13 protein-coding genes are annotated in these 13,511 nt (G+C 57.5%); 9 read left to right on the top strand and 4 right to left on the bottom strand.

The window, feature by feature from the left end; genetic code table 11:
* Positions 1–52 precede the first annotated feature (52 nt).
* Both ACI94_RS06630 and ACI94_RS06625 read right to left on the bottom strand, forming a co-directional pair.
* Positions 53–496: a DUF5804 family protein gene (locus ACI94_RS06630; protein WP_066958564.1), complete on the bottom strand. Its 444-nt coding sequence runs from the start codon at positions 494–496 to the stop codon at positions 53–55.
* Positions 497–613: 117 nt separating this feature from the next.
* Positions 614–1,786: a proteasome-activating nucleotidase gene (locus tag ACI94_RS06625; protein ID WP_083524859.1), complete on the bottom strand. Its 1,173-nt coding sequence runs from the start codon at positions 1,784–1,786 to the stop codon at positions 614–616.
* A gap of 43 nt (positions 1,787–1,829) precedes the next feature.
* Between ACI94_RS06625 and ACI94_RS06620 the strand changes: the two genes are divergently transcribed.
* The 5 genes from ACI94_RS06620 to ACI94_RS06600 all read left to right on the top strand — a co-directional run bounded on the left by ACI94_RS06620 (position 1,830) and on the right by ACI94_RS06600 (position 7,275).
* A complete protein-coding gene (locus ACI94_RS06620; protein WP_066958606.1) occupies positions 1,830–2,228 on the top strand; it encodes a DUF126 domain-containing protein in 399 nt (132 codons plus the stop codon).
* Between the two features lie 8 nt (positions 2,229–2,236).
* Positions 2,237–2,668: a J domain-containing protein gene (locus tag ACI94_RS06615; protein ID WP_066958608.1), complete on the top strand. Its 432-nt coding sequence runs from the start codon at positions 2,237–2,239 to the stop codon at positions 2,666–2,668.
* A gap of 129 nt (positions 2,669–2,797) precedes the next feature.
* Positions 2,798–3,184 carry a rubredoxin gene (locus ACI94_RS06610; protein ID WP_066958568.1) on the top strand — a complete coding sequence of 129 codons (387 nt, stop codon included), beginning with the start codon at positions 2,798–2,800 and terminating at the stop codon, positions 3,182–3,184.
* A gap of 369 nt (positions 3,185–3,553) precedes the next feature.
* Positions 3,554–6,757: a tetratricopeptide repeat protein gene (locus tag ACI94_RS06605; RefSeq protein WP_273258608.1), complete on the top strand. Its 3,204-nt coding sequence runs from the start codon at positions 3,554–3,556 to the stop codon at positions 6,755–6,757.
* Positions 6,754–7,275 (top strand): peptidylprolyl isomerase, encoded by a 522-nt coding sequence (locus tag ACI94_RS06600; protein ID WP_083524860.1) that lies wholly within the window; start codon positions 6,754–6,756, stop codon positions 7,273–7,275. Before ACI94_RS06605 ends, ACI94_RS06600 begins: the two co-directional genes overlap by 4 nt.
* Positions 7,276–7,278: 3 nt before the next feature.
* Here the strand turns inward: ACI94_RS06600 and ACI94_RS06595 are convergent, their stop codons facing one another.
* Positions 7,279–8,583: a hemolysin family protein gene (locus ACI94_RS06595; protein WP_286681241.1), complete on the bottom strand. Its 1,305-nt coding sequence runs from the start codon at positions 8,581–8,583 to the stop codon at positions 7,279–7,281.
* Between the two features lie 140 nt (positions 8,584–8,723).
* Here ACI94_RS06595 and ACI94_RS06590 point away from each other — a divergent pair, with 140 nt between their 5' ends.
* Positions 8,724–9,218 (top strand): redoxin domain-containing protein, encoded by a 495-nt coding sequence (locus ACI94_RS06590; protein WP_066958574.1) that lies wholly within the window; start codon positions 8,724–8,726, stop codon positions 9,216–9,218.
* Positions 9,219–9,239: 21 nt separating this feature from the next.
* Here ACI94_RS06590 and ACI94_RS06585 read toward each other — a convergent pair whose 3' ends face one another.
* Positions 9,240–10,535 (bottom strand): sodium-dependent transporter, encoded by a 1,296-nt coding sequence (locus ACI94_RS06585; RefSeq protein WP_083524862.1) that lies wholly within the window; start codon positions 10,533–10,535, stop codon positions 9,240–9,242.
* A 198-nt stretch (positions 10,536–10,733) separates the two neighbouring features.
* On the opposite strand from ACI94_RS06585, the gene ACI94_RS06580 reads away from it, so the two are divergent.
* From ACI94_RS06580 to ACI94_RS06570, 3 genes are all read left to right on the top strand, one after another.
* Positions 10,734–11,525, top strand: a complete 792-nt coding sequence (locus tag ACI94_RS06580) for an N-formylglutamate amidohydrolase (protein WP_066958577.1) — start codon at positions 10,734–10,736, stop codon at positions 11,523–11,525.
* Between the two features lie 92 nt (positions 11,526–11,617).
* Positions 11,618–12,892 (top strand): ATP-dependent DNA helicase RecQ, encoded by a 1,275-nt coding sequence (locus tag ACI94_RS06575; RefSeq protein WP_066958579.1) that lies wholly within the window; start codon positions 11,618–11,620, stop codon positions 12,890–12,892.
* 84 nt (positions 12,893–12,976) lie between these two features.
* A complete protein-coding gene (locus ACI94_RS06570) occupies positions 12,977–13,198 on the top strand; it encodes a PspC domain-containing protein (protein ID WP_286681240.1) in 222 nt (73 codons plus the stop codon).
* Positions 13,199–13,511: the final 313 nt, after the last annotated feature.

Raw genomic sequence — 13,511 nt, 5'->3', positions numbered from 1 at the left:
TGATCTAACCACTTCTGGCTATGCAGAAAACCCCGGCGGCATACCCGCCGCTTTACCCCTCAGGGTACTCATCCTCAGCACACCAGACTTCAAGAACCGTATCTTCCGGTTCCATGCGGTCAGAAGACGCCTCAGGCGCCGCGCCCTCGTCCAGCCAGATGGTATCGATCATGTGGTCCCCGGAGATCCGGTAGAGACAGCGGAACTTCCACGGCGGTGCGGGTCTCACGTCCCGCTCGTAGATCTGCCGGGCAAGCGCGGATGAGTAGAATATGCCTTCTTCAGGCTCAAAGAGGACCTCCTCGACGTACCGCTGGATATACCACCTAAGCTCGGAGACGAGGGCAAGAGCACTCCCAAGTGATGCCGTCCGGACGCGCACACCGTATGCCAGCCGATCGGGCTGATAGAAACGGAGAACCTCCCTGCTGGTCTCGGATTTGAGCAGGGTAGCGTAAAGATCAACCCCCTCGGGCTGGATGAGGAGGACGTTCATTGCACTATTGTGGGCGCACGAAGTCGATAAGGTTTCCTTTGGGGGCGCCCCGGACGCCCCCTTCATGGCCCGGCAGCAGGATACGGACCGAAAATAGACGGGTGTGGGAAAAACCCGTCAGAGATACATGCGGCCGTCGGGAGCCGCCACCTCGCGCTTCACCTTTTTGATTGCCGCAAGGAAGTCTTCCTGGTAGACGGCATCGGCATCCCGACGGATCGCCATCATCCCGGCCTCGCGGCAGATTGCCTGCAGCTCCGCGCCGGTGGTATGTTCGGCGAGTTCGACAATCTCGGAGAGGTCGACATTCCCGGCAAGGGTCATCTTCGCCGTGTGGATCTTTAAGATCTCAAGACGCGCTCCGGCATCCGGGAGTGGAACCTCAACGATCCGGTCAAACCGACCGGGCCGGAGGAGGGCCGGGTCAAGCATATCGATCCGGTTCGTCGCTGCCATGATCCGGACGTTGCCGCGGTTCCCAAAACCGTCCATCTCCGCGAGGAGCTGCATCAGCGTCCGCTGCACCTCGGCGCTGCCGGAAGTTCCGTCATTCGTGCGCATGCTTCCAATCGCATCAATCTCGTCGATAAAGACGATTGCCGGGGCGCGCTCCCGGGCAAGGATGAAGAGTTCCCGCACGAGTTGTGCGCCTTCGCCAATGTACTTGTGGACGAGTTCGCTCCCGGACATCCTGATGAACCGGGCATTGGAGTGGTGGGCAACCGCCTTCGCAATCAGGGTCTTCCCCGTTCCGGGCGGGCCGTAGAGGAGGATGCCCTTCGGGGGCTCAACGCCGATGCGCTCGTAGATCTCGGGCTTCGTGAGCGGATACTCGACGGCTTCCCGGACCTCTTCAATCTCCTCCTTCAGGCCGCCAATCTGCTCGAACGTCACACTCGGCTGCTCATCAAGTTCCATAACCCGGACCCTTGTGTCATAGATATTGCCGATTATCTTGACGATGGACAGGGTATTGTTCACTGCCACTTTCATCCCGGGTTTGAGAGTGCGGTGGAGTTTCTCGTTGACTGCGGTGACGTATTCCTGATTGTTGCCCTGCTGCCGGAGATACACTTCGCCATTTTCAAGCACATCGACCACAGCGGCAACAAACAGCGGCACCCTTTTTAACTGAGCATTCTCTTTTCTAAGTTGCAGGAGTTCTTTTTCCAGCAACTCATTCTTCAGTTTGTAGTCCAGGACCTGTGCCTTCAGATCCTGGATCTGGAGGGTGAGCATATCATGCTCGCTGCCAGGAGTGTTGCCAATGGTTTCGTCCATGTTACTCATATATTTGGATCTCCAACCACTTTATAATGTGGTGGTAGAGATCATGCAAGGCAGGAGCATATCAAAGGGTATTGCAAGCGGAGAACTCCTCGTCTCACCGGAACCCATATCATTCCTCTCAGGCGTCGATCCGGAGACCGGCACCGTTGTGGAGCATGGGCACCCGCTCGAGGGGCAATCGATCGCCGGACGCGTTCTGGCCTTTCCATATGGTAAGGGATCGACGGTCGGTTCTTACGTAATCTACGCATTAAAGCAGAACGGGCTTGCTCCGGCGGCGATCATCAACACCGAAGCCGAACCGATCATCGCAGTCGGGGCGATCATTGCAGGAATCCCCATGGTCGACCGTCTCCCGCCGGAGTTCTCCAAAATCCCCTCCGGGACTCTGGTTACGGTGAATGGGGACACCGGCGAGGTCTCCTGCAACGAGAACGCATGAGGAGGACCGTGGAAACCTATTACGATATTCTGGGCGTCCGGAAAGACGCCACGCCAGATGAGATCCGGGCGGCGTACCGGCGGCTTGCAAAACAGTACCACCCGGATATCAATCCTGACCCAAACGCGAGTGAGCGATTCATCCTCATCCAGCAGGCATATGAGACTCTGATCGATCCGGATGCCCGGGTGCGCTACGATCTTGCCCTCCAGCGCGGCAGCGCATCTGGACAATATGGCCCATTTCAGTGGTACCGCCCAGGCGGGCAGACGATCTGGACGCAGAGATTCTCGTGGCAGAGAGAGATGCCGAGATCGGGGATGGGCCGGATCGGCTCTATCGTCCTCCTCTTCGGTGTCGGTATCCTGATCGTCCTCATGCTCATGCTCTCACTCATATTTCGTCTTGCCGCCGGGGGCAGACGGCAGCAGGATTCATAATAAAGCGCATCCGACGGGGGATAATCCCGTTGAGCGGGACTGCACCTGCGGCAAACGGGATCACGGGAAACCTTATCTGGTGAAACTGCCTTCGTGCAGGATGATTGTTCCTGAGTGAGTGTGATCTGTATGGAGAAGGTGAAGCGATACCGGTGCAAGTACTGCAACTACATCTACTCCCCGCTGCGGGGAGAGCCGCACCGCGGCATCCCGGCAGGCACCGCGTTTGAGGATCTGCCGGAGGACTATATCTGTCCCGTCTGCGGCGCGACCGGGAAAGGACCTATCGGCGCATGGGGGTTCGAACCCTGGGAGCCGACGAGGTACGTCTGCAAGATCTGCGGTTATGTGTATGACAAAAAGCGGGGCGAACCGCTCCGGGGCTACCCAAAAGGCACCGCGTTCGAAGACCTTCCGGAGGATTACACCTGCCCCATCTGCGGAATGGATCCGAAGATCACAAGTTTCTATGGACCTGTCGGTAAATCGCAGTTTGACCCAATTCTGGATGTCTAACCGGTGAGAGGAGCCCTGCCTCCTTCCCGGACGGCTCTTGAGAGTTGCTTCTTGACCGGATTGTCGTTCTTATCCAAAGGTCCGTTTATTGCGTTCTTGATCGATTATCGATAATCCCGTTCATACCTTGGCGGTCTTCAGGAGGCATTCGGGATCATACTCCGGCATAATTTATGATCTTCGCCGTGCGAAGCCATAACTTCGATAGAGATCAACCCTGTTTGCCCGCACAGATCGGTCCCTTCAAATAGTGGTCTGAGCATCAATTTAGCAAGCAGTTGGTCGCCTCATCCTGAGGGAACAAATCACAAGAGTATAACATTGGCCAATTGAATAGGTAACGAGCAAGCAGCGGCAGGATGATATCGAATGGATTTCTTCGGTAATATTCTGGGTCAGGGGAAGAATGCAAACCCTTCAATAAAGCAGGGAAACTCTCAGTTTGAGGCCGGGAACTACACTGAGGCGGTAAAGAGTTTCGAGAAGGCGCTCAAGATCGATCCCGAGAACGGCACCCTCAGACTATCGATGGGTCAGGCGCTTGCATGCCTTGGTAGAGACCGCGAGGCCGCAGAATGGTTAAGGAAGGCTCTTGAGTCCTCTCCAGGCGATATCGAGATACTGCGGGAATTGGGGCATGTCCTTGCCCGGACTGGGGACTACAAAGAGGCGGCAGAGTGTTTCGCCGCCATCGTTAAAGAAAAACCTGCAGACACGAATGCCTGGTACTGGCACGGGGAGATGCTCGAGAGGAGCGGCCAGTATGCCGATGCGACGCAATCCTACAGACGGGTACTCGAGAGGGACCCGGAGAACCCTGTTCTTCTGGAAAAGATTGGAGGATTGTACGAGCGAACAGGGAACTACCGCGAAGCAGCGGGCTGTTACGAACGAGTCCTCAGGATGAGACCGGACAGTATCAGTACGCTCGTAAAGAAAGGGTGCGCCCTCCTGTATCAGGGGGACTACCCGGAGGCTATCGAGGTATTTAGCCGGGTGCTTGATGCAGAGCCAAAGAGCCTTGACGCCCTCTACGGTAAAGCTTTGGCGCTTGAGCATCTTGGCCGGATTCAGGACGCCGCTGACTGCTATGGAGCGATCGCTGACATTGAGCCCGACAGCACCCCCACCTGGTATCACCGCGGCTCACTCCTCCTCCGCGCGGGAGAGTACACCGAAGCGGCGGAGTGCTTTGGTAAAGTCGCCCTCGCCAACCCGGACCACATCCCGGCGCGTTACTCCATGGGGATGATCCATGATGCGCTTGGCCGCTACGACCGGGCGGTCAAGAGTTTCGACCAGATTCTTAAGCATGATCAGAGCCAGGTGCAGGTGTGGTGCGCACGCGGCATCGCGCTCTTCCACCTTGGCCAGTACGCCGAGGCGGTACATTCGTTCGACCGTGTTCTCGACAGCCAGGCGATGACCGGGATGAAATGGATCGGGAGCGGCACTGATCTAGCGCTTTTTGAGCAGGATAGAGCGGAGACCCCGCGGAAACAAGCGCCATCGATCTCCGATGCCCTGAGCCGGGTCATCCTGAACTACCGGGGAACAGCTCTGCTTCACCTCGGGCAGTACGCAAAAGCTGAGAATGATTTCAAGCGCATCCTCGAGGGCGATCCCGGGAACATCACCGCCTTGCAGCAGCGCAGCATCGCGCTCATCCATCTTGGCAGGTATGGCGAGGCCAACACCTGCCTGGACACGATCCTCGCAAAAGAACCGCATAACGCCATTGCCCTCTTATCAAAAGCTGACGTCCTCGAAAGCCTCGGCAGATACGATGATCTGCTCGCCTGTCTTGACCAGATACGGGATATCAGAGGGGATAGCCCCCATCTCATGCAGAGAAGGGGAGAGGCCCAGATGCGCCTCCAGCAGTATGAAAAGGCTGCGGAGACGTTCGATCTCCTCTATAAGTCCTGCCCCGGAAGTGCTGCAGCGGCGAAAGGTCTCGGCGACGCACTCCTGCACCTTGGTAAGTACGAAGAGGCGCTCAACCACTTTGACCAGGTACTTGGGGCGTACCCGGCCGACAGGGTCGCCCTTTCAGGGAGGATCACGGCTCTTGAGTATCTTGGCCGGTATGCAGAGGCGCTCGAGTCGGTCAGCCTGATGGAAGAGAGAGATCCGGGAGATGCCTGGTTATTCACCTTGAAGGCGCGGCTGCTTGAGAGGCTTGGGAGATATGCGGAAGCTGCCGATTGTTATGATGCGCTTCTTGAAACCGATCCGGATAACGGCGGATATCTGCTGAACCTTGGGATTGTCCTTGCCACGCTGGGGCGATACGATGAGGCTGCCGAGCGGTTCAGGCAGGCCATCAAAGCCAATCCTGACGACCTCCTTGCATGGTTCAGTCGCGGTCGGGCTCTGGAGCGGATGGGAGAGTATGCGGATGCAGCAGAGTGTTATGCAAAAGTGACCGCCGGGCGACCAAAAGATACCGGGGCCTGGTTTGCACAGGCTGTCGCACTCGCACGGCTCGGAAGGCATCAGGAAGCGATCAAATGCTGTGAGAAGGTGCTCACATCCGACCCCTCGAACGCAGCGATCTTAAAGATTCGGGCGGATATGCTGGAAGCCGTAGGCAAACATGCAGAAGCGAAAAATGCATACGAGCATTACCTCAAGATCTCTCCCGACGATCGGGGCGCACTGATGGCGTTTGGTGCGGCGCTCGAACGGAGCGGGAAGTTCGACGATGCAATCAAGCAATACGCGCTGATCCTCGAGAGAGATGAGCGTGATGTTGAGGCATGGTACGCCCTTGAGAGGGCCCTTGTGCATATGGGTCGATACGAAGAGGCACTGGAGTGTTCCGACGGCATCATCGAGGCGAACCCGGAGAACCGGGCAGCCTGGCAACGACGCGGAGAGATCCTCATGTGGCTCGGGCGCTATGCCGATGCGGTGGAGTGCTTCGAGAAGGTGATCAAAGCCGATTCGGCGGATACCCTCACCCTGTGCAAACTCGGGGAAGCTTACGAGAAGGCTGGAAACTACGAGGAGGCGCTCGCCGCCTATACACAGGTGCTCGATCGGGAACCGAAGAACATCGAGACCCTTCACGCCTGTTCCTCCGTCCTCATTCATCTCGGCCGCTACAACGAAGCGGTCAGGACAATCGACAAGATCATAGCCCTTCAGGCCGAGGATCCTGCCGCGCTCTTTATGAGGGGAACGGTGCTTGAGAAGATGGGCAGGTACAACGAGGCCCTGAAGAGCTATGAGAAGGCGCTCTCAGCCAATCCGAAGAATGCGGCAATCTGGAACGCTTTCGGGGCGCTCATGAGTTCGCTCGGACGGCAAGCCGATGCCCTTGGTGCGTTTGAGAAGGCGATCGAACTGGGTGACGGGGACGTCAATGCCTGGCTCTGCAAGGGCATCGCCCTCGATCACCTCGGGAAGTTCGATCAGGCGGTCGCCTGTTACGAGAAGGTCCTCGAGTCGGATCCACACCATCTCCGGGCATGGTACCTGAAAGGACGGGCACTTGATCGTCAGGGTAGGCTTGCAGAGGCAGTGGAGTGCTTCAAGAAGGCGCTCGAGAACGAGGAAAAACCATGAAAGGATATACTAACGGCATCCTGCTGCTGATTGCGGGGATCTTCGCGGTCTTCGTTCTCAGCCCGGGGTGTATAGGAAACGAAGATGCAGAGGATCGGGCAAAAAGCGGAGACCTGGTGAAAGTCCACTATACCGGCACTTTTGATAACGGGACGGTCTTTGACAGTTCTATGGGGGGTGAACCGCTCGAGTTTACCGTTGGCGGGGGTGAGATGATCCCGGGGTTCGATGCAGCCGTTGTAGGGATGCGGATCGGAGAGACGAAGACTGTTCGTATCCCCGCTGACCAGGCATACGGCCCATATCAGGAGGAACTCGTCTTCGTCACAGATCCAGCCGGGATCACCGGCGGTGAGAACCTGACAGTCGGTGATCAGGTTGCTATAACACTGGCTGACGGGCGGGCAATCCCCGGAAGGGTTACCAATATCTCGCCCGGCGAAGTCACCATCGACGCAAACCATCCCCTTGCGGGAGAAGATCTCACGTTCGTCATCAATCTTGTTGAGATAGGATAGATTCTACTTTTTTTTACCTATCGGGGTGACGAGCACTTTATCGACGCGGTGGCCATCCATATCAACAACCTCAAACCGGAGGTTGTTCCAGGTGAACCGATCCCCGGTGTTCGGCGTCCGCTCTAAGTACATCATCACAAACCCGCCGAGCGTCTGATAATACCCTCGCCCCTCACCAGGCAGGGTCCCTACGCCAAGGAGATCATGGAACTCATCGATCGGGAGCAATCCATCGAGGAGCCATGACCCGTCTTCACGGCGAATTGCCGTGCCCTCCGGCGGATATTCTGTCGACGGAATATCCCCGACAATAGACTCCATAATGTCGTGAATGGTGACCAATCCCTGGATACTTCCATACTCATCGGTAACAAGGGCGATTCGCGCCCTGGAGGTCTTGAATCTCTCAAGGACCGTAAGAGCAAGGACGCTCTCAGGAACAAAGAGAGCCGGTTCAATTGCCTTTGCGATATCTGGAGACTCGCCCGAGATCGTCCGCGCCCAGAGGTTACGAACCGAGACAATCCCGAGCAGGTTGTCCAGGTGTTCGCGGTAGACCGGGAAGTAAATGTGCCCGGACTCCACCATCTTTCTCCAGTTCTCTTCGGGAGGGGCTTCCACATCCACGGCTACGATATCGGGCCGGGGAGTCATCAGCATGCTGACACGCCGGTCACCAAGGCGAAAGACGCTCTCCACCATATCCTGTTCCGCCTCCTGAAAAACGCCCGCCCGGGTGGCCTGGCCGATCAGGATCCTGACGTCCTCCTCAGTAACCTCGGGACCGGAGGGTTGCCGCATCCCGAGCGCCATGAGGACTCCTTCAGTCGATATGCTCAGCACCCGGATGAGAGGCGCGGCGGCTATGGAGAGGAGACGTATCGGGCGCGAGACCAGGCGGGCAATCCGCTCGGCGTTGTTCATGGCCACCCGTTTCGGCACCAGCTCGCCGATCACGAGCGTTAAGTAGGTGATGGCGGCGACGACGAGAACGCCCGCCAGCAGACTGCTGTAAGGAGCAAACAGGGGGACGCCCGCAAGGACTTCCGCAAGAGGGCCTGAAAGCGTTGCCCCGCCGTAGGCACCGTTCACAATCCCGACGAGGGTGATCCCGACCTGGATGGTGGAGAGAAACTGTGTCGGATCGTTGGCAAGTTCAAGGGCGGCAGCCGCCCCTGCATCGCCGTCTTCGGCTCTCTTTTGCAGGCGAGAGGGCTTCGCAGAGACGAGAGCAAACTCTGCCATCGAGAAGAACCCGTTTGCAAAGATCAGGAGGATGATGATCAGGATATCGGTGACGACAGGCATTTCCCGGCTCTCCTCGCCAAAAGGTTTACTGTACTTTTATCAAACCCTCACTTATGCGTATCGACACGACCGGGCAAGACATCCAGGGAATGAGAAATGTTTATCAATGTGGGGACAGGAGTTCCACCAGGTGATACGCAGTGGTCGAGATCGGCCAGCAGGCACAGGATTTCTCGATATCCGATCAGAATGGGAACAAAGTCCGGTTGTCGGACTTTCGAGGAAAGAGGGTCATCCTCTCCTTCCACCCGCTGGCCTGGACCAGCATCTGTGCCAGGCAGATGGAAGCGCTGGAGACGAACCATGAGGCCTTTGAGAACCTCGATGCCATTGCTTTCGGCATCAGCGTGGACTCGGTTCCCTGCAAACGGGCATGGGCAGAGAGCCTCGGAATTAAGAAAACCCGGATCCTTGCGGATTTCTGGCCGCACGGTGAGGTAGCCCAGATGTACGACGTCTTTGACAGCACAAAAGGCTACTCCCGGCGGGCCAACATCGTCATCGACGAGTTCGGGCGCATCATCTTCGTCAAGGAGTATCAGCTGACGACGGTACCCGATATGCAGGAAGTCCTTGACGCCCTGCAGGCACAGGAGAAGAGCAGGCAGGCAGAGGAACAGGTGCCGGAGATATAATCGTCGGCGCTGCCGGAATACTCATCCAGTAGTCCAGAAGATACTGCCGATCAGCGTGATCAGCAAGATCGCCGGAACAGCATAGCGGATGAGCACCATGTAGACCCTCTGCTGCCATCCGCATCCACCTATTTCTGCACAGATCCGGGCACGGTTGACAAACCACCCTCCAACGATGGAAAGGATCAGTCCGGCAACGATGAGGCCGAACGTCCCGAAGGCATAGTCGGCGAGGTCGAGGAACGGCGTTCCGAATACTTCGAGTTTCAGCACGGTATAACCGAGGGCAGACGGAAGCCCAAGAAGCATGACGGCAACAGAGACAAGGAGCGTCGCACGCCTCCGCGAGTAGCCGTAGGTATCGATCATGGTCGCCACCGGAACCTCAAGCATAGAGATCGCAGAGGTGAGCGCTGCAACAAAGAGCATCGTAAAGAAGAGCGCTCCAAGCAGCATACCGAACTGGATATTCGCAAAGGCAGCGGGCAGGGTGACGAAGACAAGGTTTACCCCGGCGGCTGGGTCAAGACCCGCGGTGAAGACCAGAGGAAAGATCATAAATCCGGCAAGGAACGCCACCAGCATATCGGCGACTGCGATGATGGAGGCGCTCCTAAAGAGGCTTCCTCGCCCAAGATAACTTCCATACGTGAGCAGGATCCCCATTCCCACCGAGAGCGAGAAGAAGGCCTGCCCAAACGCTGCAATCCAGACGCTCGGGTCGGTCAGTCGTGGGCAATCCGGGGTGAGGTAGAACCTAACCCCCTCGCCCGCCCCGGGCTCCGTGAGTGAGACGACCACGAGGAAGAGGAGGAGCACGATGAGGAGCGGGATAAGAAACCGGGAACTCTTCTCGATACCCCCACGGACTCCGGAGCGCACTGTCATAAAGACCGCAAGCCCGGAGATGAGGTAGAAGATGAGCGGAAGATAGGAATTGGTGAATCCTTCAAACTCCATCGGCTGGTTGAGGGCAAAGAAGAATGCATACGCAAGCACCCAACTCGTGATCACGAGGTAGTAACTGAGGATGAGGCTGACGATGAGGACGATGATGAGGCCTGCAACGAAAAAGCGCTGCCGTATCGCCTGAAAGGTGGAGATGACTGAACTCCCGCTGGAGCGGCCGATGACGAACTCTAAGATCATCAGGGGAAGACCAAAGAAGAGGATGGAGATCAGGTACGGGATCAGAAACGCTCCGCCGCCATTGGCACCGACAATATACGGAAACCGCCATATATTCCCGATGCCCACGGCCGACCCTATACTTGCAAGGATGAAACCCGCTACCGACGACCACTGCTCTCTTTCCATACCCTTCACCATCCGGGGCCCGTTCCCAGTAGTTGGCTTGTACTCTTTCTTTATATGTATACCCGGCCGGATCCGGCGGCAGGTTTTGTATGGATATCGATCAGTGCACTTTTGTAGCGGGGGCGCCCATACGGTTGTTGTAACTGGTAACAAGATGAGCGTCAGTTCCAGTGTGAACTCCCGGAAGGAGGAGGAACGTTGAACGAACGATACCCCTTCCTCATCTCCATCCCTCACGGAGGGATCTTGGTTCCCGCCGAACTCCGCGGGCTTATCAACCTCTCGCGAAAGGAGATCATCTTCAATAGCGATCCCCATACTCGCCTTCTCTATGGGTTCAATGACAGGGTAGAAGCAGTGGTCGACTTCGATATCTCCCGGGTCTTCGTCGATACCAACCGGCCACCCTACGATTATCCGCCGCGGGCTCAGGACGGGGTGACCAAGGTCATCACACAGGACGGGACCCCGGTATTCCGAAAAGGCCAGGTACCCGGCAGGGAAGTGATAGCGGCCCTTCTGAAGAACTATTACTACCCGTTCCACGGGCAGTTGACCAGGGCACTCAATACACTTCCCATCAGGATTGCCTTCGACTGCCACAGCATGCTACCGAAATCTCCGCCTGTTCGGGCAGACTCAGGTCGCCCGCGGCCGATCTTCTGTCTGAGTAACCGGGGGGACCTGAACGGAAAACCAAAGACGGCAGGGGGTCTCGTGACCTGCCCGCCGGAATGGCTTCAGGCGCTTGCCCGATCGTTCCAGACGGAGTTCGAGGGGGAGGGAAAGGTTGCCATGAACGATCCGTTCCGGGGCGGGTTCATATCGGTGGCACACTACCGACGGTCGCGGGTCCCCTGGGTCCAGGTCGAGATCAACCGCGGCCTCTACGAGACTCCGGATCGTGAAACCGATGAAAAGCGACTCGCCGAACTTCGGGAGAGGATCTTTTCAGCCATGGCCAACTTCTGGGACGAGATCTCCGGATAAGAAAAAATCCAATCTCAGCCGAATCAGACCTCAAACTCCCGGATTTTTCAGGCCGAAGATACTATGCCGATAGGGCGCCCACTTATATAGCGATGGATCGCCTGCACCTGATCCTGCAACGTTACTTTGGGCATACGGCGTTCAAGCCCTACCAGCAGGAGATCATAGACGACCTCCTCGCCGGACGCGACGTCCTCGCGGTGCTTGCAACCGGAGGCGGCAAGTCGCTCTGCTACCAGGTCCCGGCACTCATCGGTGATGGTGTGACATTGGTGATATCACCCCTTATTGCCCTGATGAAGGATCAGGTCGATGATCTGCAGGCCCGCGGGATCGGTGCAGAAGCATTGAACTCATCCGGATCGTACGCAACGACACGCCGGATCCTCTCGGAACTCGAGGAAGGTCACGTCCAGATCCTCTACGTCTCGCCGGAGAAGGCGGTCAGCGAAGATTTTCTCGATCTCCTCTCAACCCTTCCCATCACGCTTATAGCGATCGATGAGGCGCATTGTATATCGATGTGGGGACACCAGTTCCGCCCTGAATACCGGTCGCTTGCGGTCCTCAAGGAGCGGTTTCCCGGTGTACCGATGGTCGCCCTGACCGCAACCGCGACCCCGGATGTCCGCGACGATATCTCGCGACAACTCCGCCTTGAGGACCCATCGGTCTACGTGGGAAGTTTCAATCGGAGAAATCTCCGATACGCCGTCATTCCTAAAGACGATGGCGCATATGATCGGCTCCGGACCTACCTGAGAAATCGCAGTGGGGATGCCGGGATCGTCTATGTTACAACCCGGGAGGGGGCTGAGACGCTCGCGGCCAATCTCCAGGCCGACGGGGTATCGGCGCTCCCCTACCATGCCGGCATGACGGCAGCCGCACGGGCCGAGACACAGGACCGGTTCATAAGCGGGAAGGTCCCGATCATCTGCGCAACAAACGCGTTCGGGATGGGAATCGACAAACCGGACGTCCGATTTGTCGTCCACTATGACATACCAAAAACCCTCGAGGCTTATTACCAGGAGAGCGGCCGGGCGGGGAGGGACGGCAACGCGAGCGACTGCATCCTGTTCTACCATGACGACGATGCAAAGCGCCTCAGGTCCTTCATCGACCGGGACCTCCCCTCAGAGTTCCAGCGCGAGGTTGCACGCTCGAAACTGCAGAGCATGGTGGAGTACTGCACCACGACGGGATGCCGAAGACGAGTGCTCCTCGAGTATTTCGGCGAGCATTTTGACGCCCTGCCCTGCGGAGGCTGCGACGTCTGTGCTCCGGCCGGATCAGAGACCGGAAAGACCCGCCCCCGCTCAGGGCGCCGAAAGCGCAGCGCCCCTCGTTCTGTATCCGGCTGAACTAGAGGGGAATCACAGTCCCCGCAACACCCTCCGGGGAAGCATCTATTACATCGACGGCAGATGAGCGCTCCGGGGGTTGTCATGAAGAAATTAACCCGTTCAAGAACTGACCGGTGGATCGCCGGAATATGCGGCGGCATAGGAGAATACCTCGAGATCGACCCGAACGTCATCCGGGTGATCTGGGTCATCTTCACCGTGGTCACAGGGTTTGTCATCGGGATCGTCATCTACCTCCTGCTCTGGCTCATCCTGCCGGAAAGCGGACAGGTGCACCCGACTGAAGTGTTAGAGGGAACGTAGGAGGTTAGCAATGCGGTCTAATGGCCGAAAACGTCTCTTTTTACGAAGGAGGGCGGTTGTGGGTGTCGGTGAGCACCACACGCTGGGGGTATATTCTCCGAAACAGTCATCCCTTCGTTTGAGAGTTGATCAGGCTGTTCATCGATTGCTCGCCTGTGGACGGATACCCGCTGAGCATCGCCACGCGGGCGAGTCCGAGGGTCCGAAGGACCGGATCTTGAGCACCGTTAGGTGCGAGGGGCTGACGGGGAGGGGGGCGAGCCCCCCTCCCCTGTCCCCACCCCCCAATGGCGATACCCCCACGGTCCACTGT

Source organism: Methanoculleus sp. DTU007, assembly GCF_001512385.1.
GTDB lineage: Archaea > Halobacteriota > Methanomicrobia > Methanomicrobiales > Methanoculleaceae > Methanoculleus > Methanoculleus thermophilus.
Note: the sequence above shows the minus strand (reverse complement) of the source record. Positions and strands in the feature narration are given on the sequence as shown.